Consider the following 19444-nt stretch of genomic DNA (forward strand, 5'->3'; position numbering starts at 1 on the left):
TCAGCCCCGCCCCTGCTTGGCAGCCTGGCGGGCCTCGAAGGCGGCCTGCTGTTCCGGGGTGGCCTCGGCCTGGTACTTCGCCTTCCATTCGGCGTAGGGCATGCCGTAGACGTATTCCCGGGCGGCCTCGTAGTCCAGGGATTCGCCGCGCTCCTCGGCGGCGGCCACCAGCCACTTGGACAGGCAGTTGCGGCAGAAGTCGGCGAGGATCATCAGCTCGATGTTCTGCACCTCCTTGTGCTCGTCCAGGTGGCGCAGCAGTCGCCGGAAGGCGGCGGCCTCGAGTTCGGTGCGGGTGCTGTCGTCCAGGTGTTGCATCGCATTGGCTCCATGCTGGTGTCGGGCCCCTCGGGGGCGATTCCCCAGCTTATCAAAAGACACCGCCCGTGGGCGGTGTCGTGAGGGGATGGTGGAGGCGATCAGCCGGGGGGGCGGGAGGCGGAGGGGGCATCGTGCTTCGTCTCTTCCGGGGGAGCCTCGTCGGTCCTGCCCCTGACCTCCTCGTACCAGAGGTTGTGGTGCTGCTTGGCCCAGCTCTCGTCCACATAGCCGTGGGTCATGCCCTCCAGCACGCCCTCCGTGCCGATGGTGCCGATATAGATGTGACCCAGCGCCACCGCCGTCAGGCCCAGGGCACCGAGGGCATGAATGACGTTCGCCCACTGCATGGTGTCGCGGGCCTGGTTGAAGTTGGGGAAGTCCAGCACCAGGCCGCTGATGACCACCACCAGGCCGACGCTGGCCAGCAGCCAGTACCAGATCTTCTCGCCGGCATTGGCGAAGCCGGCATCCGGGTGCCCCTTGCCGACCATGCCTCCGCCCTGGCGGAGCCACGTCAGGTCGTGGCGCCTGGGCAGGTTGTGACGCAGGAAGCGGGCCAGTACCAGCAGCAGCATGATGGCGAACAGTGGGCCCAGGTAGTTGTGAAGGGTCTTGGTGCCGGTCATCAGGCCGGCCCAGGCGCCGTCACCGAACACCGGTCGCAGCAGGGCCTTGCCGTAGAGCAGCATGAGGCCGGTCAGGCCGAGCAGGATGAACAGGCTGGCCACGCTCCAGTGCAGGGCGCGGTCCAGCACCGGCCAGCGCAGCAGCTTGCGCCCGGTGCGGGGCTCGTCGAGCCGCTGGCGGCCGACGACGAGATAGAACACCAGGATCACGCCCAGCATGCCGAGGATGGCGATGGCGCCGAAGGGCGAGACCCAGCGGTCGCGGATCTGCCGCCAGCCCTCGCCACTGGCATTGATCAGGTTGTAGGTGCTGTCCGCCCGGCTGTCGCGGAAGTTGGCGTCGATCTCGCCGCTGCGGATCTGCCGCCAGGTGTCGGCATCCACCGCGGGGACGGCGAAGGCGGCCTCCTGCCCGGGGGTCGCCTCGCCGGTCGTGGCGTCCTGAGCCCGGGCCTGCTGGCCCAGGGTGACCAGCAACAGGGTCAGCAGCAGGGCTGGCAGCACCAGCCACCGGAGGTCCCGCATCGCGATGCTCATGGTCTGCCTCCTTAGCCCCGCCGGGTGGCGTCATGGGCCAGCGAATCGGCCGCGGCCCGGGGATTGCCGGACCAGCCGCCATCCTCGTGTCCCCGCCGCACCACCCGCTGGCGGAAGATATCCGCGATCTCCTGGGCATCACCGGCGAGCAGCGCCTTGGTGGAGCACATCTCGGCACACAGCGGCAGCTTGCCCTCGTCGATGCGGTTGGCGCCGTACTTGGCGTACTCCTCCTCCTTGCTGTCGGCCGGGCCGCCCGCGCAGAAGGTGCACTTGTCCATCTTGCCGCGCTCGCCGAAGGCGCTCTGCTGGGGAAACTGCGGCGCGCCGAAGGGGCAAGCATAGAGGCAGTAGCCACAGCCGATACACAGGTCCTTGTCGTGGAGCACGATGCCGTCGTCGCGCTGGTAGAGGGTCTCGGTGGGGCAGACGGCGATGCAGGGGGCGTCGTCGCAGTGCATGCAGGCCACCGAGATGGACACTTCGCCGGGCTCGCCGTCGTCCAGGGTCACCACGCGGCGTCGCTGGATGCCCCATTCCACCTCGTTGGCGTTCTTGCAGGCGGTGACGCAGCCATTGCACTCGATGCAGCGCTCGGCGTCACACATGAACTTCATCGTTGCCATGATGTTCTCCCGTGGGCCGTCAGCCGGCCTTCTCGATGCGACAGAGCGTGCACTTGGTTTCCTGCATCTGGGTCACGGAGTCGTAGCCGTAGGTGGTGGCCGTGTTCGCGGCCTCGCCCAGCACATAGGGGGCCGACCCCTCGGGGTAGCGGTCGTGGAGGTTCTCGCCCTGGAACATGCCGCCGAAGTGGAAGGGCATGAAGACCACCTCGCGGGCGACCCGCGGAGTGACCAGGGCCTGCACCCGCACGCGGCCGCCTTCGGCGCCCTCGACCCAGACCATCTCGCCGTCGGCGACGCCGAGGTCGTTGGCGAGTGCCGGATTGATCTCGACGAACATCTGCTGTTGCAGCTCGGCGAGCCAGGACATGGAGCGTGTCTCCTCGCCGCCGCCCTCATACTCGACCAGCCGCCCGGAGGTGAGGATGATCGGGTAGGTGCCGGTCACGTCCTTCTGCTGGATGGACCGATAGAGGGTGGGCAGGCGGTAGTGGGAGGCCACGTCGTCCCAGGTGGGATAGTCGTTCACCAGATCGCGGCGGCTGGTGTAGAGCGGCTCGCGGTGCTTGGGGATCGGGTCCGGAAAGGTCCAGACATTGCAGCGGGCCTTGGCATTGCCGAAGGGCGCGCACTCATGGGCGATGGCCACCCGCTGGATGCCGCCGGACAGGTCGGTCTTCCAGTTCTGGCCCTCGGCGGCCTGCTGCTCCTGCGCCGTGAGGTCGCCCCACCAACCCAGGTCCTTGAGCATGGCCGCGGTGAATTCCGGGTAGCCGTCGTCCAGTTCCGAGCCGCGGCTGAAGGAACCGTCGGCGAGCAGGGACACGCCATCGCGCTCGATGCCGAAGCGGGCCCGGAAGGTCAGGCCGCCTTCGGACACCTTCTTGCTGGTGTCGTAGAGGATGGGGGTGCCGGGGTGGCCCAGCTCGGCGGTGCCCCAGCAGGGCCAGGGCAGGCCGTAGTAGTCGCCGTCGGCGGGCCCGCCCTGGGCCTGCAGGGTCTCGAAGTTGAAGGTATGCCAGTTCTGCTGGTGAGCCTTGAGGCGTTCCGGGCTCTGGCCGGTGTAGCCCACGGTCCACATGCCGCGGTTGAATTCTCGGGTGATGTCCTCGATCAGCGGCTCGTTGCCCTCGACACGGATGTGCTTGAACAGCTGCTCGGCGAACCCCAGCTTGCGGGCCAGCAGGTACATGATCTCGTGGTCGGGCTTGGACTCGAACAGCGGCTCGATGACCCGGTCACGCCACTGCAGGGAGCGGTTGGTGGCCGTGACGCTGCCGGTGGTCTCGAACTGGGTGCAGGCGGGCAGCAGGTAGACGCCGTCGCTGCGATCGTGCATGACCGCGGCCACGGTGGGATAGGGGTCGACGACGACCATCATCTCCAGCTGCTGCATCGCCCGGCGCATCTCGGGACCGCGGGTCTGGGAGTTGACCGCGTGTCCCCAGTAGAACATCGCCTTGAGGCGGGTGCGCTGGGCGATGGCCTCCTCCTCCTCGAGGACGCCGTCGACCCATCGGGAGACGGTGATCCCGCTGGCGTTCATCGGCTTGCCGTCCGCGTATTCGGCGGGGTCGAAGCGGCCGACGAGCCAGTCGTAGTCGAGGTCCCAGACCCGAGCCCAGTGCCGCCAGGCGCCCTCGGAGAGCCCGTAGTAGCCGGGCAGGGAGTGCGACATCAGGCCCAGGTCGGTGGCGCCCTGGACATTGTCATGCCCGCGGAAGATATTGGCGCCGCCGCCGGAGACGCCGATGTTGCCGAGGGCGAGCTCCAGGATGCAGTAGGCCCGGGTGTTGTTGTTGCCGGTGGTGTGCTGGGTGCCGCCCATGCACCAGACGATGCAGCCGGGGCGGTTCTCGGCCAGCCGACGGGCCGTGTCGCGCATGGTCGCCTCGGGCACGCCGGTGATGTTCTCCACCACCTCCGGCGGGAAGGCCGCCACCTCGCTGCGCACGTCGTCCATGCCGTAGACCCGCTGGGCGATGTAGTCGCGATCCTCCCAGCCGTTCTCGAAGATGTGCCACAAGAGCCCCCAGATGAAGGCCACGTCGCTGCCCGGACGCAGCCGCACGTAGTGATCGGCCTTGGCGGCGGTGCGGGTAAAGCGGGGGTCGACGACGATGATCTCGGCCTGGTTGCGCTCCTTGGCCAGCAGGATGTGCTGCAGGGCCACGGGGTGGGCCTCGCAGGGGTTGGAGCCGATGAACATGATCGCCCGACTGTGCTGGATGTCGTTGAGCGAGTTGGTCATCGCCCCGTAGCCCCAGGTATTGGCCACCCCGGCCACCGTGGTGGAGTGGCAGATGCGTGCCTGGTGGTCGGTGTTGTTGGTGCCCGCCAGGGCGGCGAACTTGCGCAGCAGGTAGGCCTGCTCGTTGTTGAACTTGGCCGAGCCCAACCAGTAGACGCTGTCCGGGCCGTGCTGCTCGGTGAGCTCGAGGACCCGGTTGCCGATCTCCTCGATGGCCTGGTCCCAGCTCAGCCGCTGCCACTCGCCGTCGACCAGCTTCATCGGGTACTTCAGCCGACGGGTGGAGTGGCCGTGCTGGCGCAGGGACGCGCCCTTGGCGCAGTGCGCCCCGCGATTGATGGGATGGTCGAAGGCCGGCTCCTGGCCGGTCCACACGCCCTCCTGCACCTCCGCATAGACCCCGCAACCCACCGAGCAGTGCGAACAGACGGTGCGCTTGGTCTCGATGGGGGCGTCGGAGTAGGGCGTCTTCTCCGCGGCGTCCACCCGGCGCATCATCGGCGTGCCCATGAAGCCTGCGGCGGCCAGCCCGCCGGTGGTGGCGCCGCTGCGCTTGAGGAACTGGCGGCGGGAGATGCCGAGGCCGCCGGCCCTGGGAGTGGAGGAGCTTCGCGTCAGTCGCATGGTATCGGTCTCCTGGCGGGCGCGGACTCAGTCGCGCAGGGTGGCGTAGTAGGCGCGGACATGGGCGGTCTCGCGGTAGCCCCGCGGGGTGTCTCGCCGTGGAGCGTCCTGCGGCGTGGGCTCGGCCTGCACCAGGGGCACCTGGCCGAGGCCGGCGGCCGTCCCCGCCGCCACGGTGCCGAGACCGAGAGTCTTGAGAAAGCGGCGGCGCTGGGGATTGCGTTCGGTGGACATCGGCATCTCCTCGTTCAGGGCGCAGGCGGGGTGACGAAGCGCACGGGGGTTTCGCCGTCGGTCGGCGCCAGGCGACGCGACTCCTCGGCGAGAAAGGCTCGGCCGAGCGCACCGAGCCGGGCATAGAAGGGGGTGTCGACGGCGGCCAGGTCCGCCAGGCAGGCATCCGCCCAGGGGGCCAGGTGATGCCGGTAGAAACTGGCCGCGTCCTGGGGGCCGGCCTCCACCAGCAAGGCCATGACCTCCAGTTCCGCCGCCAGGTGGTCCTCGGGGTCGCGGCTGTGGTCGGCGCGGGCGATGCCCAGGCACCGCAGGTCGCGGCGCAGGGCGACCAGGGCGTCGTCCATCAGGGCGCCATTGCGGTACCAGGACGCATAGGGGGTGATGTCGCCCTCGATGACCCCGACCAGGTGGCGGAAATGCGCGCGCGCCAGGGGTGCCGGCGAGGCCTCGCCGGCGGCCCTGGCCAGGGCCTGCCAGGCCCTGGCCAGCTCGCCGCCACCTTCGGGCTCGAGGCTCGCCAGCCAGGCGAGCATCTTGCCATCGGGGGGCTCCCGCAGCAGGCGGCCCAGCAAGCGGTAGATATCGGCGCGCAGGGCTCGCGTCTCGTCGCGGGGCTCGGCCGGTGTCGGTGTCTGGAGCATGCTCATACCCTCGATTGCGCCTCGGGATCGCGGGCCAGGGCTCGCCAGGCATCGCGAACGCGGCAGTCCTCGCACATCTCCAGCCGCCGGGCGGCGTCGCCGGCAAAGTGGGGATGATCGGCCAGCTTGGCCTTGATGGCGGCAACGGTGCCGGCACTGGCGAAAGCCTTGCCGCAATGGATACAGGCGAAGGCCGCCTCCTCGTGCAGCACGCGACGCTCGCCGCGGGCCGGGGCGGCCATCAGTCCCGGCACCAGCCGGATGGCATCCTCCGGACAGGCCGCCTCGCACAGGCCGCACTGCACACAGTCGGCCTCGCGGAAGTCGAGGCGCGGCGCATCCTGGCCGGCGCCCAGGGCCGGGGTGGGGCAGGTTGCCACGCAGGCCATGCACAGGGTGCAGGCCGCCTCGCGGACCGCGACCGCGCCATAGGGCGCCCCCGCCGGCAGGGCATGGCGCCGGCCATCCGGCGTGCCGAGCTCGGCGAGGCGGTCGAGCACCTGGTCGAGGCGGCCTCGCTTGTCGCCACCCGGCGGGGCGAGCGGCGAGGTGGTCAGCGGCGGCAGGGCGGGCAAGGCGTCGCGGCCGGCGTCGTCGCCGGGTGCCAGGCGCCGCAGGCGCTCGGGGGCATGGCCGAGGGCCACGAGCAGGGCCCGGCCCAGCGCCAGTTGGTCGTCGAGAAAGGCGGCCAGTCGCTGGGGCATGTCGGCGCGGAACTGAACGCGCACCTCGGCGGCGCCACCGGCCAGGGCGGCGAGCCACTGGTCGTGGCCGGCGGCACCGAGCTCCTCGAGGGGGACGTCGATCACGTGGCCGGCGGCGGTGTCCTCCTCGGCCGACGCGCCGGCCTCGACGAAGCGCACGACCGGCGTGCGGCCGCCGGCCGCCAGGTAGGCCGCCAGCCAGCCGAGCAGGGTATCCAGCTGGCGCGAGGCGCTGGGCTGGCGGTAGCTGATGGCGCCGGTGGGGCAGGCGCTGGCGCAGCTGCCCACGCCGTGGCAGCGGTAGGAGTCGATCTCGATCCAGGCCGTAATGCGCCCCTGGCGACTGGCGATGGCATCGGCGGGGCACACCTCGAGGCAGCGCGTGCAGCCGGGCTGGCCGTTGGCGGCATGGGCACAGCGCTGGCTGTCGACCTGGACGTAGCGGGGCTTGTCGAACTCGCCGACCAGGGCCGCCGCTTCGCCGAGGCGTGCGTCGCGGTCCGGGTCCTCCCAGTGGAAGGCGAGGTAGCCGGGGGGGGGAAGCTCCAGGCCCAGGCAGGGCGTCTCGCCCAGGTCGATGACCAGGTCGAAATGCGGGCGGTCGGCCAGCGCCTTCGCCAGGTCCAGGGACCCCTGGGGGGGAGCCAGGGACGCGGTGAAGCACCCCAGGTAGCCCGACAGGCGAAGATGGCGGCGCTGTTCCCGGCTCAGGGAGTGCTGGCGGAGATGCCGAGTGGCGGTCAGCAGGGCCTCGTCCTCGCCGTTCGCGCTGGCGCTAACGGGCTCGGTGACCAGCAGGCTCAGCGAGCCCAGCCCCTTGTCGGCGAGGGCCCTGGCGGCGCGCCGGACATCGCGCTCGTTGCCGATCAGCAGGGCATGCCCGTCACTGACATAGCTCAGGGTCTCCGGGGCCAGGTTGACGGGCCAGGAGAGCTGGCGACGGGCATGGTCCCGTGCCTGGCGATTACGGGGCTCGTCCGCCTCGTCCACCGGCAGCAGGTCGATTCGCTGGTTCATGCAGCCTCACGGTCGAAGTCCGTTATTATTATGTAATTCTCATTCATGAAGTCTTGGTGCCATTTTCATTCCGCGCCAATGGTCCTTGGTCTAATGGGGCGGCACCGGGACCTGGCGATGGCGTGTCCTCCTCGTCGGCGGGGCTTTCGCTCTCGGCGGATACCACGTCCCGGGAGGCGTCGCCGGGAGAGGGGAGGGCGTCATCGGCGAGCTCGGGAGGTTCGCCCACCGTCCCCTCGCCAGGCTCGTCGAGCCAGCGCCGCAGGCGCTCCGCGGCCTGGCCCGCCAGCGGGGCCAGGGTCCGGCGGAAATCCTGGTCGTAGTCGTCGAGGCCATCGCGAATGGCGTAATGGTCGGCGGCGAAGAGGCGTTTCAGGGCGCGGCGGCGCAGGCCGGCGCTGATGCCCGGGGCCATGAAGGCGGTGATATCGCTGCCCGGCGGCAGGCTGTCGGGGTCGGGCAGGTGCGCCTCGGCCGCTGCCTCCGGGGCGGCGACGGCGTCGGGTGCGGTGATGTCCTCGGCTGCCAGGCCCTCTCCCTGCGCGGGGGGCGCCGTGTTGTCGACCTCTTCGCCGGCGATGCCCCGCTTGCGCCGGGACCAACGTTGCCAATGGCTCATGGGGTGTGCTCCCGGGCGCGGCCGGCGCCCTTGCGCTTCTTCTTGCGCCCCTCGTCGGGGGCCTCGCCATGGCGGGCCAGGTAGGCCTCGAGCCAGGCCTGGATCGCCAGGGGCATGGCGACCTCCAGCACGCGCTGCTCGCCGTCCAGCCAGGCCGCGGCGACCTCCTGGCTGGCGGTGATGGACGCCGGGCATGGTTCCCCGTCGGCGTCGCCGGCGTTGACGAACAGCCGCGGGGCGTCCGAGGTCAGGTTGAAGCGGTAGGCGGCGCGCTCGGTCAGGGTAAGCTGCAGGTCCAGGGGGTGGGGCCCGCCATCACCGGACCGGAGGTCGGCGACCCGCCAGCGGGTCGCGGCGAAGCCCTTGCTGGTGACGTGGTCGGCCTGCAGGGAGACGCTGAGTCGTCGGGTCGTGCCGGAGGTCATGCCGTGACTCCTGAGGGTTTATCCTCAGTAAAGACACGGCGGACGGGGAATGCCATCATCGGCATCAACGCAATCGCTGGAGTCCGCCCGCATGCACGACATCAGCCTGAGCCGCGCCCGGCTGCCGGCCACCCTCGAGATCACCGTCGTCGACGAATTCGGCGAGCGGCGTCCCCAGGCGATCGCCGCGGAACGTGCCCTGACGGTGTATCTCAACAAGCGCGAGATCGTCACCCTGATGACCCTGGGGGCGGATCCCGAGGCCCTGGTGGTGGGTTACCTGCGCAATCAGGGCCTGCTCGGCCGCCTCGAGGATCTCCAGGCGGTGCAGGTGGACTGGGAGGTGGAGGCCGCCGCGGTGGTGACTCGCCACCTGCCCGAAGACCTGGAGGAGCGGCTCGGCCAGCGCACGGTGACCACCGGCTGCGGGCAGGGCACCGTCTTCGGGCGCCTGCTGGAGGCCACCTCCCTGTCGCCGCTGCCCCGTACCCGGCTGCGTCAGTCGGTACTCTACGCGCTGCTGGAGAACCTCGGCGCCTACAACGAGACCTATCGCAGCGCGGGCGCGGTGCACGGCTGCGCCCTGTGTCGCCAGGCCACGGTGCTGGATTTCGTCGAGGACGTGGGGCGGCACAATGCCGTGGATACCCTGGCGGGGCGCCAGTGGCTGGGGCGCGGGGAGGCGCCGATGGCGCCGGACATCTTCTACACCACCGGCCGGTTGACCTCGGAGATGGTGCTCAAGGTGGCCCAGATGGGCATCGGCGTGCTGGTGTCACGCTCCGGCGTGACCCAGAAGGGGGTCGAGCTCGCCGAGCGTTTCGGCGTGCTGCTGGTGGCGCGGGCCAAGGGCCGTCACTTCCAGGCCAGCGGCGGCGAGGGGCGCCTCGAGCTCGATGCGATGCCCGCGCGCCGCCCCGGCGACCGTCCGCGCACGGGCAAGCCGTGAGCGTCGCCGCTACTGACCATCCCGGGGAGTGCAGACCGACAGCACCACCGCATCGTCCTCGCTCACCGAGACCAGGGCGTGGCCCATGTCGCTGTCGAAGTAGATGCTGTCCCCCTTGGCCAGGTGCAGCGGCTCGTAGAATTCCGAGAACAGCTGGATCTCGCCTTCCAGCACCATCAGAAACTCCTCGCCGTCGTGGCGCACCCATTCGCTGAACTCCTCGAAGCGGCGTGCCCGCACGATGGTCTTGAAGGGGATCATGCGTTTCTGGGCCAGCTCGCAGCTGAGCAGCTCGTGCTCGTAGGTGGGCGTGGGATGCTGCTGTCCCTCGCCGCGTCGCGTCAGGTCCCGGCGCCCCATGGTGCGGGACTTGGTGCGGGGCTGGGAGAGCAGCTGGGGCAGGTCGATGTCCAGCCCGCTGATCAGCTTCTGCACGGCGCTGAAGGTCGGCGAGATCTGGTCGTTCTCGATCTTCGACAGGGTGGAGCGGGCCAGGCCGGTTCGTTCGCTGACGTCGCCCAGAGTCCACTGGTTGGCCAGGCGAATCTCCTTGAGGCGCTCGCCGAGGCGCAGGGGTTCGACGAAGGGCTTGCGGCCGGAGGCGATGCGCAGCGCGGCCTCCTGGTCGTTGGTGGCGGTCATGCGGGTTCACTATCGGAAACGGGGTTTCCCCCAGACTACCACAACCGCGACCGCCTTCGGGCCCGGCGGCGACCGGAAACAGGCTGGCTGCGACATCCCGGGCGCGTCATCCCCGTCCCGGCGGCGTTTCCCGCTACCGCGAAACCCTGACGGCTCGGTCAGTCGAAAGGCAGGCCCAGCAGCGCCTTGACGTGAGCCTCCACGCCCCGGCCGAGGGCATCCGGGTCATAGCCGCCCTCCAGCACCGAGACCAGGCGGTTGTCGGCATAGAGGGCGGCGATCTCCATGGCCAGGTGGGTCACCCAGTGGAAGTCGGCGTCCTCCAGGCAGAGCTCGGCCAGGGGGTCCTCCCGGTGGGCATCGAAGCCCGCCGAGACCAGTACCAGCTCCGGCTTGAAGGCGTGCAGGGCGGGCAGCCAGTCGTCCTCGATGGCGCGTCGGAAGCCGGGGCCGTCGGTGCCCGCGGCCAGCGGGGTGTTGACGACGTTGCGGGATTCGGTACGCAGGTAGCGCCAGGGGTAGAACGGATACTGGAAGCTGGTGCACACCAGCACCTCGGGATCGTCCTTGAAGATGTCGATGGTGCCGTTGCACTGGTGGACGTCGAAGTCGAGGATGGCGATGCGTCGCGCACCGTACCGGGCCTTGGCATGGGCCGCGCCGACCGCCACGTTGTTGAAGAAGCAGAAGCCCATGGCATCGGTGGCCTCGGCGTGGTGTCCGGGAGGGCGTACCGCACAGAAGACGTTGTCGGCCTGGTGGCGGAACACCTGGTCGACGCCGCGCACCACGGCCCCGGCGGCATGGCGGGCCGCCAGCAGGCTGTCCGGGTTCATCAGGGTGTCGCCGTCGAGGGGCACGATGCCGTGATCGGGGAGGCATTTCTCCAGGGCCTGCAGGTGACGCCGGGGATGCACCCGGGCCAGCTGGTCATCGGTGGCCAGGGGGGCGTCGGCCTGCATCGTCTGCTGGAGGATGCCGGTGAGCATCAGTCGGGTACGGATGGCGTCGAGCCGCAACGGGCTCTCCGGATGCTCCGGCCCCATATGGTGGCGTTGGCAGTCGGGGTGGGTCAGGTAGGCCGTGATCATGGGGCTCTCCGAAAGGCGTTGTCTCACCCTAAGGTCGACGAGTCCTTGCAGGACAGTGTCAATAAGTCGTACACAGGGGGCTGTCGACACAGCCACGGAGTCGCCCGATGAGCACCCGCTTCCTGCATCACTTCTTCGAGCCGCGCACCATCGCCGTGGTCGGCGCCTCGGAAAAGCCGCATTCCATGGGGGGGCTGGTGATCCGCAACCTGCGCGAAGGCGGCTTCCCCGGCGCCATCTGGGCGGTGAATCCCAAGGGCTACGAGCGCGTCCATGACGTGCCCTGCGTGTCCCGGGTGTCTCGCCTGCCCGAGGTGCCGGACCTGGCGGTGATCTGCACCCCCGTGGCCAGGGTCCCCCGATTGATCGAGCAACTCGGCCGCTTCGGCGTGCGGGCCGCCCTGGTGCTGTCCGGCGGGGCCCATCTCGACGACGAGGGGGAGGCTCACGGGTCGATCCGCACCCGCATGCTGGCGGCGGCGCGGGAGTCCGGGATGCGGGTGCTGGGGCCGGAATGCATGGGGCTGATCGTGCCGGGACGCCGGCTGAACGCCTCCTACGCCAGCCAGCCGGTGAAGAAGGGGCGGGTGGCGTACCTCGGCCAGTCGGGCATGCTGGGCAATGCCATGATCGACTGGGCCGCGGGGCGCGGCATCGGCTTCTCCCACCTGGTGACCCTGGGGGACAGCGTGGACGTGCTGCTGCCCGACCTGATCGACTACATCAACCAGTATGCGCCGACCCAGGCGTTGCTGCTGCACCTGGAACGCATCCTGGATGCCCAGCATTTCATGACCGCCCTGCGCGAGGCGTCCCGCAACCGGCTGGTGCTGGCCATCAAGAGCGGACGGACCGCCGCCTCGGACATCTCGGGGCTGCCGCCCACGCCGGGCATCGCCAACCGCGACCAGGTCTTCGACGCGGCCTTCGCCCGGGCCGGGGTGGTGCGGGTCGACGATTCCGACGAGCTGTTCGATGCCCTGGAAACGCTGTCGCGGATGAGGCCGCTGAAGCGCGATCGCCTGGCGGTGGTGTCCAACGGCCTGGGGCCCGCGATGCTGGCGATCGACAAGCTGATCAGTGCCGGCGGCCGGCTGGCCGAGTTCTCCGAGCCCACCCGGGAGGCGTTGCGTCGCGACGAGGTGGACGTCAGCAAGCCCGGCGAGAACCCTGTCGACCTGGGGGGCAATGCCACCCCCGAACGCTTCGTCGAGACCCTGGAGCTGGTCGCCGCCGATCCCGGCGTGGATGCGGTGCTGGTGGTCCATGCCCCGACCCGGCTGGCGCCCTCCCGGGACACCGCCGAGGCCCTGATCGCGGCCCGCAAGCGCTTCCGCCGCAACCTGCTGACCAGCTGGATGGGCCTCGAGGAGGCCCTCTCGGCCCGACACGCCTGCAACGAGGCGGGTATCCCCACCTATATCTCGCCGGAGAAGGCGGTCAAGGCCTTCATGCACATGGTCGACTACCAGCGGGTCCAGGCCTTGCTCCAGGAGACTCCGCCGAGCCTGCCCTTCGCCACGACCCGGGAGAGTCGCGCGGCCTGTCGCGCCCTGATCGAGGAGGTCCGGGGGGAGGGCCGCGAGTGCCTGCTCCATTCCGAGGCGGCCCGGGTCCTCGAGGCCTACGGCATCCCGGTGGCGCCGAGCCGCTACGTGACCAGCCCCGAGGCGGCGGCCGAGGCCGCCCGGGAATGGCGCGCGCCGCTGGCGCTGAAGGTGGTCCACGACGGCAACTGCCGGCCTTTCCGCTATCGCCAGCATCCGCACAAGCTGTCCTCGGGCTTGCTCCAGGACCTCGATGGGCCCGAGCAGGTCGCCGAGGGCGTCATCCGCCTCGGCGACAAGGTGGCCGAGAAGTTCCCCGAGTTCACCGTGCGCGAGTACTGCCTGCAGCCCATGCAGCGTGGCAAGCATTCCATGCAGCTGTGTGCCGGCATCACCCGGGATCCGGTGTTCGGCCCGGTGATCGTCTTCGGTATCGGCGGCTACAAGGTCAACATCCTCGCCGATCGCCAGGTGGCCCTGCCGCCGCTGAACATGAGGCTGGCGGCGGACCTCGTGGACCGGACCCATGCCGCCCGCCTGATCCGCGAGCACTCGCGAGACCCGGAACGCGACCTGGCCCGCATCGGCGAGCTGCTGGTGACGCTCTCGCAGATGGCCACCGATCTCACCGCCTTGCGGGGGCTGGAACTCAACCCGCTGCTGCTCAACCGTGACGGGATGCTGGCCGTGGACTTCGCCCTGGACCTGGGGACGCCGGCGCGCTTCGCGATCATGCCCTACCCGGAGGAGCTGCGGGAGTGGGTGACCCTCAAGAATGGCTGGGAGGTGGAGGTCCGGCCGATCCGCGCCGAGGACGCGCCCTTGCTCACCGGCTTCCACGAGCGCTTGTCCGAGGAGAGCATCCGCTTTCGCTACTTCCATCACAAGGCGGATCTGACCCAGCGCGACCTGGCCCTGCTCTCCCACATCAACTACGACCGCCAGATGGCCTTCATCGCCGAGCATCCGCTCGAGGACGGGCGCAAGGAGATGCTCGGCGTGGTACGGGTATGGAACGACCCGGACAACATCCGCACCGAGTTCTCGATCATCGTCCGAGACGACCTCCAGGGGCTGGGGATCGGCAGCCTGCTGATGAACAAGATGATCCGCTACTGCAAGAGCGTGGGCACCCTGGAGATGATCGGCAAGATCATGGTGGACAACCACCCGATGCGGGCGCTGATGAAGCATCTGGGGTTCACCCAGCGCTTCAACATGGAGGAGCAGGTGGTCGATGCGGTGCTCCGGCTCAACGAGCCGGAGAGCGAGTGGCAGCGGCACCGCCTGGAGAGCCTGGCGGACTGACCGCTCCCCGATTCCCGACGGCGCTCGGGCGTCCGGCCGCCGGCGGCGACAAGACGCCCTTGGCTCGCGCCATCGATCGGCGAGCGGGCCTCAGGGGGCCAGGCGAAAGCGCTGCCAGTGGTCGTCGCGCCGCTCGTAGCGGATCCGGTCATGGAGTCGGCTCGGCTGGCCCTGCCAGAACTCGACCATCTCCGGGACGACCCGATAGCCGCCCCAGTGGATGGGGCGGGGAATCTCCTGGCCCTCGTAGGCCTGCTCGAACCGGGCCTCTCGCTCTTCCAGCCAGTTGCGGTCGGGGATCACCACGCTCTGGGTGGCCACCCAGGCGCCCAGCTGACTGGCACGTGGCCGGCTGGCGAAGTAGGCGTCGGACTCCGCGGCGCTGACCTGTTCCACCGTGCCCTCGACGCGTACCTGGCGGGAGAGCGAGGGCCACCAGAAGACCAGGGCGGCCTGAGGCACATTGGCCAGCTCGCTGCCCTTGTGGCTGTGGTAGTTGCTGTAGAAGATCAGGCCCCGCTCGTCGCTGCCCTTGAGCAGCACCACGCGGGCATGGGGCAGCCCCTGGCTGTCCACGGTGGCCAGGGTCATGGTGTTGCCGTCCTCCCCTTCGCTGTCCAGCGCCAGGGCCAGCCAGTCGTCGAACAGGGGCATGGGCCGGTCGGGCAAGCGGGATTCCTCCAGGCGCCCGCCCTCGTAGTCGCGACGGATGTCGGCGATGTTGCGTGTCATGGCGTTCTCCTCGAATGGTCTGTCATGGTCGTCGGTTGTCGATGTGAGCTCAACCGGCGTGTCGGGTCGTCCAGGGGAAAGGGCGCTTCCCTAAGCTTACGGCATCCAGCCGAGCTGGATCATCGCCATGTAGGTCGCGGTGCCGCCGAGGATCGAGACCAGGGCATGGCGCCGCCAGAGGTGCAGTCCCACCACCAGGGCCGAGGCGATGACCAGGGGCCAGCCCTGGGGACCGGCGTTCAGCCGGCCCTCGATCAGCGGGCGGAAGTCGCGGAGGGCATAGATCACCAGGATCAGCATCACCGCGGGCGGCAGGTAGCGGCCCAGGTGGAGGATCAGGGGATGCTCGGCCTGGCGCGCCAGGGCCACGAAGGGCAGCACCCGGGCGGCGAAGGTCGCCAGGGCGCAGACCGCGATGAAGGTCAGCAGCGCAGTGAGGGTCATGCCGAGGTCTCCGTCCGGGGGGTGGTGGACCAGCGGTAATGGGCGAGCAGGATCAGGCTTGCCGAGCCGATGGCCCCCAGCAGCAGGTGGCGCTCGGGCAGAAGGAGCAGGGCGCCCAGGCCGCAGATCAGGGCGATGCCGAAGGGCAGGCCGCGACGCAGGCGGCGAGCCTGTTCCAGGGTGAGCACGATGAACAGCGCGGTCAGGACGAACTCGATGCCCCGGCTGTCGAACGTCAGGGCCGCCCCGGCCAGCGCCCCGGCCAGGGACCCCAGCACCCACCAGCCCTGGTTGAGCAGGCTGATGCGGAAGGCCTGGGCGGGATCCGCGGTGTGTCGGGGCTGGCTGGTGAGCAGCGAATAGGTCTCGTCGGTGAGGGCGAAGATCAGGTAGGGCTTGCGCCAGCCGGCCCCCTCGAAGCGGCCCAGCAGCGAGAGCCCATAGAAGAGGTGGCGGGAATTGAGCATCAGGGTCGCCACGGCGACCTCGGTCAGGCCGGCCCCGGCGCCCACCCCGGCCAGCGCCAGGAACTGGCCGGCGCCGGCATAGATCGTCAGCGACATCAGCGCCGCCCCCCAGACCGGGACCCCGACCTCGCCCGCCAGGATGCCGAAGGCGGCGCCCAGGGGCAGGTAGCCGAACATCACCGGCAGGGTCGCGACCAGGGCCTCGTGCCAGGCCCGGCGGCTGTTCATCGGCAACCTCCTTGTGATCCGATGGGCGAAATCACCAGCAGCCCCCGAGTATAAGGAAATGTCAGCGTGGTTGTCCCGCCTCCTGCGGTGGAATCCCCCGACTGGGCGGGACCGGCTCTCAACTGGCCCGCAGTTGACGGCTGCGGAAACGGGCATAGCCCATGCAGCCGGTGAACAGGGCCAGGGAGATCAGGGCCTCGGCCAGGCCACGCAGGCCCTGGCCGGGGAGGGTGGCGACCATCACGCCCTGGGTGAAGTAGAGCAGGCTGACGAAGGCCAGCCAGGCGTGTCCCCGAGCCCGCCGCGTGAGGATCGACGGCAGGAACAGCAGCAGCGGCAGCACGAAGGCCACCAGCGGGCCCACGGGGCTGCCGTCGCTCTGCACCACCAGGCCGCGGTAGAGCATCAGCGCCAGCAGCACGACATAGCTCGCCAGCACCAGCCGGCGGGAGCCGGCGGTCAGGGTGTCCAGCCCCTTGCGGGCCTCGAGATCTTCCAGCCAGCGTCTCATGCGGGAGCTCCGGCGCGGTGGTGAAGGGCCAGGGCGAGCCGTGCCAGGCGCTTGCCCTGGGCGAAGGTGAGCTGGCGCTCGTGTTCGTCGAGAGGACGGTCGCTGCGCTGCCCGGCCAGGTGACTGGCGCCATAGGGCGTGCCGCCCCCCTGGGTCGCCATCAGGGCGGTCTCGCTGTAGGGCAGCCCCGCATAGACCATGCCGTGGTGCAGCAAGGGCAGCAGCATGGAGATCAGGGTGGTCTCCTGGCCGCCGTGCAGGCTCGAGGTGGAGGTGAAGGCCGTGGCGGGCTTGTCCACCAGGGTCCCTCCCAGCCACAGCTCGCTGGTGGTGTCGACGAAATGCTTCAGTGGCGCGGCCATGTTGCCGAACCGCGTGGGGCTGCCCAGTGCCAGGCCCGCACAGTGGCGCAGATCGTCCAGGCTGGCGTAGACCGCGCCTTCGGCAGGAATCTCCGGGTCCACCGCCTCGCAGGTGGGCGACACCGGCGGGACGGTCCGCAGCCGGGCCTCGATGCCGCGGCAGGCTTCCACGCCGGCGGCCATGCGCTTGGCCCTGGCGCGGGTGGCCCCGAAGCGGGAGTAGTAGAGGATCAATACGTAGGGCAAGGGATCGGACATGGGGCTTCCTGGTAGCGGGTGAGGATCAGTCGAGCAGGCCGAGCACGTCTTCCGGCGGGCGTCCGATCACCGCCCGTCGGCCATCGTCGGCGATGGGCCGCTGCATGATGCGGGGATGGGCGACGATGGCGCTCACCACCTGCTCCGGATCGTCGATGTCGGCATCCAGGGCCTTCCACTCGGCCTCGTTGGTCCGCACCAGGGCTCGGTGGTCGCCGTCCAGGCGTGACAGCAGGTCACGCAGCGCGGCCTCGTCGAGGGGCTCATCGAGGTAGCGGCGGACTCGAACGTCGGCGCCGCGCTCCTCCAGCAGGGCGAGGGCCTGACGGGACTTGGAGCAGCGCGGATTGTGCAGCAGGGTGAGCATGGGGCGAGAATCCTTGTGTCGCGCGAATGAACGCGGCTTATTGTAGGCCGCGAGCGAAGAGCGCCACAACCGCGGCCCCGGGCGCCCGACAGGGGCTCAGTCGCTGCGCCGATGGCGGGGCAGGGCGCGCTCGATGGCCCCGAGCACCGACATGATGACCAGGGCCAGGCCCGTGACCATGGCGGCGAGCGGGTAGTTGCTGACGCCCGCGGCGATGCCGATGGCCCCGGCGAGCCAGATGGAGGCCCCGGTGGTGATGCCATGGACGCTGGTGCCGCTGCGGATGATGCTCCCGGCGCCCAGGAAGCCGATGCCGCCGATCACCCCTTCGACGATGCGGGTGGGATCGATGCGCGCGGAGGGATCGCCCTCGGCGGTGGCGTAGAGGATCTCCAGGCCCACGATCAGGAAGGCCGCGGCCCCCAGGGCGACCAGCATGTGCGAGCGCAGCCCGGCGGGCTTGCCGCGGAGTTCTCGCTCCAGGCCCAGGATCAGGGCGAGGCCGGCGGCCGCCCCCAGGCGGGTGAACATGTCCAGCAGCGAGATCTCGGCGTCCATGGGCCCCTCCGTTCCCGATCCGAAGCGCTCTCCCAGTGTGACAGAGCCGGAAGACGGCGACAGCGGGTCGGATAAATTATACCGTTATCACTCTGATCACCACTCGTATCGGCCTGACCCGGAAACTAGTCCAGTCGGCGGTACGTCCAGGCGTTTCGCCCATCCGCCAGGGTCACTCGCACCCGTTCATAACGGATCCCCAGGCGTTCGTAGCGGTCGAGCCGGGTCAGTTCCCCGGCATCGACGCGCAGCAGCAGGCCCTCGACGCGTCCGTCGGGATCCGGCTCGAGGTCGAGCTCCTCGCGACGATAGCCGGGGAGCACCGCCTCCTCGGGATCCCCGGTGCGGCCGTAGACCAGCCAGCGCACTGGCGCGTGACGCAGGGTTCCGTAGACGAAGAGGGCGTGCGACCCCGGGGCCACCGGGGCGAGATGCTCGGGCCGATCGTAGGTCCAGGGACTGAGCAGCACCAGCCATAGCCAGGCGCCCACCGCGAGGGGGGTGGCCGCCAGCGGCAGGGCGATCATCAGGCGAGCCGAGGGCATGACGGCCTCCGTGCAGGGGGAAAAGGCCCATGCTGCCATGGTCCGTCGCCGGACTTAAGGCCGCCATCGTGCTTTGCTAGGATGGGAGATCCCGCCCCACCGGTCAGGAGGCACACGCCATGACGACCCCTCACGACGATGCGGATTTCCGGGCCCTGATGGGCGATGTGAGGCCCTTGACCCGTGGCCATGACCGGGCCCATCCCGGCCGCCGGCGGCAGGGCCCCAGCGAGGCCCAGCTCGCCCGGCGCGAGAGTGCCGCCGGCGGCGGCGAGGCCGACGACATCCTCTCGGACGACTTCGTCGACCTGGTGCCGCCCTTCGATCCCCTGGACTTCCGCCGTGACGGCATCCAGCAGGGGGTGGTGGATCGCCTGCGGCACGGCGGCTACCCGGTCCAGGCCAGCCTGCACCTGCTGCGCCGTCCGCTGGAGGAGTGTCGGCGCTCCCTGCCGGTCTTCCTGCGCGACGCCGTGGAGCACGACCTGCGCTCGGTGCTGATCGTCCATGGCCGCGGCCGCGAGATCGACAGCCCCCCGAACGTCCTGCGCTCCTACCTGGCCAAGTGGCTGGCCGCCTTCGACGAGGTCCAGGCCTTCGTGTCGGCGAGCCAGGCCGACGGCGGCCTCGGCGCCACCTGGGTCATGTTGCGCAAGAGCGAGCGGGCGCGGGCGGCGAACCGGGAGCGACAGCAGAAGCGCCGCGGCTGAATGCCGGACTCGCGGGGTCGATCGGGCGGGTTTCGCGCGCGGCGACACGCCGGGTGGCTCAGCCCCCGACCCGGGCTGCCCCACATGGACTCGGGTG

The 19444-nt window shown here is 70.0% G+C and carries 22 protein-coding genes; 3 read left to right on the plus strand and 19 right to left on the minus strand.

The window, feature by feature from the left end:
- The 9 genes from BEI_RS08905 to BEI_RS08945 all read right to left on the minus strand — a co-directional run bounded on the left by BEI_RS08905 (position 1) and on the right by BEI_RS08945 (position 8628).
- Positions 1 to 318, minus strand: a complete 318-nt coding sequence (locus tag BEI_RS08905) for a DUF1244 domain-containing protein (protein ID WP_097789182.1) — start codon at positions 316 to 318, stop codon at positions 1 to 3.
- Positions 319 to 419: 101 nt separating this feature from the next.
- Positions 420 to 1484: a formate dehydrogenase subunit gamma gene (locus tag BEI_RS08910; RefSeq protein WP_097789183.1), complete on the minus strand. Its 1065-nt coding sequence runs from the start codon at positions 1482 to 1484 to the stop codon at positions 420 to 422.
- An 11-nt stretch (positions 1485 to 1495) separates the two neighbouring features.
- Positions 1496 to 2110, minus strand: a complete 615-nt coding sequence (fdh3B, locus tag BEI_RS08915) for a formate dehydrogenase FDH3 subunit beta (protein ID WP_097789184.1) — start codon at positions 2108 to 2110, stop codon at positions 1496 to 1498.
- Positions 2111 to 2129: 19 nt separating this feature from the next.
- Positions 2130 to 4985, minus strand: coding sequence for a molybdopterin-dependent oxidoreductase (locus tag BEI_RS08920; RefSeq protein WP_097789185.1), 2856 nt, complete (start codon positions 4983 to 4985; stop codon positions 2130 to 2132).
- Positions 4986 to 5012: 27 nt separating this feature from the next.
- Positions 5013 to 5219 carry a twin-arginine translocation signal domain-containing protein gene (locus BEI_RS08925; protein ID WP_097789186.1) on the minus strand — a complete coding sequence of 69 codons (207 nt, stop codon included), beginning with the start codon at positions 5217 to 5219 and terminating at the stop codon, positions 5013 to 5015.
- A gap of 14 nt (positions 5220 to 5233) precedes the next feature.
- Positions 5234 to 5863 carry a TorD/DmsD family molecular chaperone gene (locus BEI_RS08930; RefSeq protein WP_097789187.1) on the minus strand — a complete coding sequence of 210 codons (630 nt, stop codon included), beginning with the start codon at positions 5861 to 5863 and terminating at the stop codon, positions 5234 to 5236.
- 2 nt (positions 5864 to 5865) lie between these two features.
- On the minus strand, positions 5866 to 7584 hold the full coding sequence (locus BEI_RS08935; protein ID WP_097789188.1) for a 4Fe-4S dicluster domain-containing protein: 1719 nt from the start codon (positions 7582 to 7584) through the stop codon (positions 5866 to 5868).
- A gap of 43 nt (positions 7585 to 7627) precedes the next feature.
- Complete coding sequence (locus tag BEI_RS08940) at positions 7628 to 8203, minus strand: DUF3306 domain-containing protein (RefSeq protein ID WP_097789189.1); 576 nt, start codon at positions 8201 to 8203, stop codon at positions 7628 to 7630.
- Positions 8200 to 8628: a DUF3305 domain-containing protein gene (locus BEI_RS08945; protein ID WP_097789190.1), complete on the minus strand. Its 429-nt coding sequence runs from the start codon at positions 8626 to 8628 to the stop codon at positions 8200 to 8202. The genes BEI_RS08940 and BEI_RS08945 overlap by 4 nt, the downstream gene beginning before the upstream one ends.
- Before the next feature lie 91 nt (positions 8629 to 8719).
- Here BEI_RS08945 and BEI_RS08950 point away from each other — a divergent pair, with 91 nt between their 5' ends.
- Positions 8720 to 9577, plus strand: a complete 858-nt coding sequence (locus BEI_RS08950; RefSeq protein WP_097789191.1) for a formate dehydrogenase accessory sulfurtransferase FdhD — start codon at positions 8720 to 8722, stop codon at positions 9575 to 9577.
- A 9-nt stretch (positions 9578 to 9586) separates the two neighbouring features.
- On the opposite strand, the gene BEI_RS08955 is transcribed toward BEI_RS08950, so the two are convergent.
- Both BEI_RS08955 and BEI_RS08960 read right to left on the minus strand, forming a co-directional pair.
- The gene (locus tag BEI_RS08955; protein ID WP_097789192.1) at positions 9587 to 10219 is read right to left on the minus strand and encodes a helix-turn-helix domain-containing protein; all 633 of its coding nucleotides are present in this window, start codon (positions 10217 to 10219) and stop codon (positions 9587 to 9589) included.
- A 158-nt stretch (positions 10220 to 10377) separates the two neighbouring features.
- Positions 10378 to 11310, minus strand: a complete 933-nt coding sequence (locus BEI_RS08960; protein ID WP_097789193.1) for a histone deacetylase family protein — start codon at positions 11308 to 11310, stop codon at positions 10378 to 10380.
- Positions 11311 to 11417: 107 nt separating this feature from the next.
- On the opposite strand from BEI_RS08960, the gene BEI_RS08965 reads away from it, so the two are divergent.
- Positions 11418 to 14165 (plus strand): bifunctional acetate--CoA ligase family protein/GNAT family N-acetyltransferase, encoded by a 2748-nt coding sequence (locus tag BEI_RS08965; RefSeq protein WP_097789194.1) that lies wholly within the window; start codon positions 11418 to 11420, stop codon positions 14163 to 14165.
- 90 nt (positions 14166 to 14255) lie between these two features.
- Here BEI_RS08965 and pdxH read toward each other — a convergent pair whose 3' ends face one another.
- The 8 genes from pdxH to BEI_RS09005 form a co-directional block, all read right to left on the minus strand.
- Positions 14256 to 14897 (minus strand): pyridoxamine 5'-phosphate oxidase, encoded by a 642-nt coding sequence (pdxH, locus tag BEI_RS08970; RefSeq protein ID WP_097789195.1) that lies wholly within the window; start codon positions 14895 to 14897, stop codon positions 14256 to 14258.
- A 96-nt stretch (positions 14898 to 14993) separates the two neighbouring features.
- Positions 14994 to 15341 (minus strand): branched-chain amino acid transporter permease, encoded by a 348-nt coding sequence (locus BEI_RS08975; protein ID WP_097789196.1) that lies wholly within the window; start codon positions 15339 to 15341, stop codon positions 14994 to 14996.
- On the minus strand, positions 15338 to 16036 hold the full coding sequence (locus BEI_RS08980; RefSeq protein WP_097789197.1) for an AzlC family ABC transporter permease: 699 nt from the start codon (positions 16034 to 16036) through the stop codon (positions 15338 to 15340). Before BEI_RS08980 ends, BEI_RS08975 begins: the two co-directional genes overlap by 4 nt.
- A gap of 118 nt (positions 16037 to 16154) precedes the next feature.
- Positions 16155 to 16547: a DUF2069 domain-containing protein gene (locus BEI_RS08985; protein WP_097789198.1), complete on the minus strand. Its 393-nt coding sequence runs from the start codon at positions 16545 to 16547 to the stop codon at positions 16155 to 16157.
- Positions 16544 to 17167: an NAD(P)H:quinone oxidoreductase gene (gene wrbA, locus BEI_RS08990; protein WP_097789199.1), complete on the minus strand. Its 624-nt coding sequence runs from the start codon at positions 17165 to 17167 to the stop codon at positions 16544 to 16546. Before wrbA ends, BEI_RS08985 begins: the two co-directional genes overlap by 4 nt.
- Positions 17168 to 17192: 25 nt before the next feature.
- Entirely contained in the window at positions 17193 to 17534 is a 342-nt protein-coding gene (locus BEI_RS08995; RefSeq protein ID WP_097789200.1) for an arsenate reductase family protein, read from the minus strand.
- A gap of 96 nt (positions 17535 to 17630) precedes the next feature.
- The gene (locus BEI_RS09000; protein ID WP_097789201.1) at positions 17631 to 18092 is read right to left on the minus strand and encodes an MgtC/SapB family protein; all 462 of its coding nucleotides are present in this window, start codon (positions 18090 to 18092) and stop codon (positions 17631 to 17633) included.
- Positions 18093 to 18217: 125 nt separating this feature from the next.
- Positions 18218 to 18637 carry a gamma-glutamylcyclotransferase family protein gene (locus BEI_RS09005; RefSeq protein WP_097789202.1) on the minus strand — a complete coding sequence of 140 codons (420 nt, stop codon included), beginning with the start codon at positions 18635 to 18637 and terminating at the stop codon, positions 18218 to 18220.
- A 119-nt stretch (positions 18638 to 18756) separates the two neighbouring features.
- Between BEI_RS09005 and smrA the strand changes: the two genes are divergently transcribed.
- Entirely contained in the window at positions 18757 to 19347 is a 591-nt protein-coding gene (gene smrA / locus BEI_RS09010) for a DNA endonuclease SmrA (RefSeq protein WP_097789203.1), read from the plus strand.
- The last annotated feature ends 97 nt before the right edge of the window (positions 19348 to 19444 follow it).

It is taken from the genome of Halomonas beimenensis, assembly GCF_002549795.1.
Lineage (GTDB): Bacteria > Pseudomonadota > Gammaproteobacteria > Pseudomonadales > Halomonadaceae > Halomonas > Halomonas beimenensis.

Coding starts and splice junctions, on each gene's coding strand:
- BEI_RS08905 (WP_097789182.1), bottom strand. CDS start 318: ATGCAACACCTGGACGACAGCACCCGCACCGAACTCGAGGCCGCCGCC.
- BEI_RS08910 (WP_097789183.1), bottom strand. CDS start 1,484: ATGAGCATCGCGATGCGGGACCTCCGGTGGCTGGTGCTGCCAGCCCTG.
- fdh3B (WP_097789184.1), bottom strand. CDS start 2,110: ATGGCAACGATGAAGTTCATGTGTGACGCCGAGCGCTGCATCGAGTGC.
- BEI_RS08920 (WP_097789185.1), bottom strand. CDS start 4,985: ATGCGACTGACGCGAAGCTCCTCCACTCCCAGGGCCGGCGGCCTCGGC.
- BEI_RS08925 (WP_097789186.1), bottom strand. CDS start 5,219: ATGTCCACCGAACGCAATCCCCAGCGCCGCCGCTTTCTCAAGACTCTC.
- BEI_RS08930 (WP_097789187.1), bottom strand. CDS start 5,863: ATGCTCCAGACACCGACACCGGCCGAGCCCCGCGACGAGACGCGAGCC.
- BEI_RS08935 (WP_097789188.1), bottom strand. CDS start 7,584: ATGAACCAGCGAATCGACCTGCTGCCGGTGGACGAGGCGGACGAGCCC.
- BEI_RS08940 (WP_097789189.1), bottom strand. CDS start 8,203: ATGAGCCATTGGCAACGTTGGTCCCGGCGCAAGCGGGGCATCGCCGGC.
- BEI_RS08945 (WP_097789190.1), bottom strand. CDS start 8,628: ATGACCTCCGGCACGACCCGACGACTCAGCGTCTCCCTGCAGGCCGAC.
- BEI_RS08950 (WP_097789191.1), top strand. CDS start 8,720: ATGCACGACATCAGCCTGAGCCGCGCCCGGCTGCCGGCCACCCTCGAG.
- BEI_RS08955 (WP_097789192.1), bottom strand. CDS start 10,219: ATGACCGCCACCAACGACCAGGAGGCCGCGCTGCGCATCGCCTCCGGC.
- BEI_RS08960 (WP_097789193.1), bottom strand. CDS start 11,310: ATGATCACGGCCTACCTGACCCACCCCGACTGCCAACGCCACCATATG.
- BEI_RS08965 (WP_097789194.1), top strand. CDS start 11,418: ATGAGCACCCGCTTCCTGCATCACTTCTTCGAGCCGCGCACCATCGCC.
- pdxH (WP_097789195.1), bottom strand. CDS start 14,897: ATGACACGCAACATCGCCGACATCCGTCGCGACTACGAGGGCGGGCGC.
- BEI_RS08975 (WP_097789196.1), bottom strand. CDS start 15,341: ATGACCCTCACTGCGCTGCTGACCTTCATCGCGGTCTGCGCCCTGGCG.
- BEI_RS08980 (WP_097789197.1), bottom strand. CDS start 16,036: ATGAACAGCCGCCGGGCCTGGCACGAGGCCCTGGTCGCGACCCTGCCG.
- BEI_RS08985 (WP_097789198.1), bottom strand. CDS start 16,547: ATGAGACGCTGGCTGGAAGATCTCGAGGCCCGCAAGGGGCTGGACACC.
- wrbA (WP_097789199.1), bottom strand. CDS start 17,167: ATGTCCGATCCCTTGCCCTACGTATTGATCCTCTACTACTCCCGCTTC.
- BEI_RS08995 (WP_097789200.1), bottom strand. CDS start 17,534: ATGCTCACCCTGCTGCACAATCCGCGCTGCTCCAAGTCCCGTCAGGCC.
- BEI_RS09000 (WP_097789201.1), bottom strand. CDS start 18,092: ATGGACGCCGAGATCTCGCTGCTGGACATGTTCACCCGCCTGGGGGCG.
- BEI_RS09005 (WP_097789202.1), bottom strand. CDS start 18,637: ATGCCCTCGGCTCGCCTGATGATCGCCCTGCCGCTGGCGGCCACCCCC.
- smrA (WP_097789203.1), top strand. CDS start 18,757: ATGACGACCCCTCACGACGATGCGGATTTCCGGGCCCTGATGGGCGAT.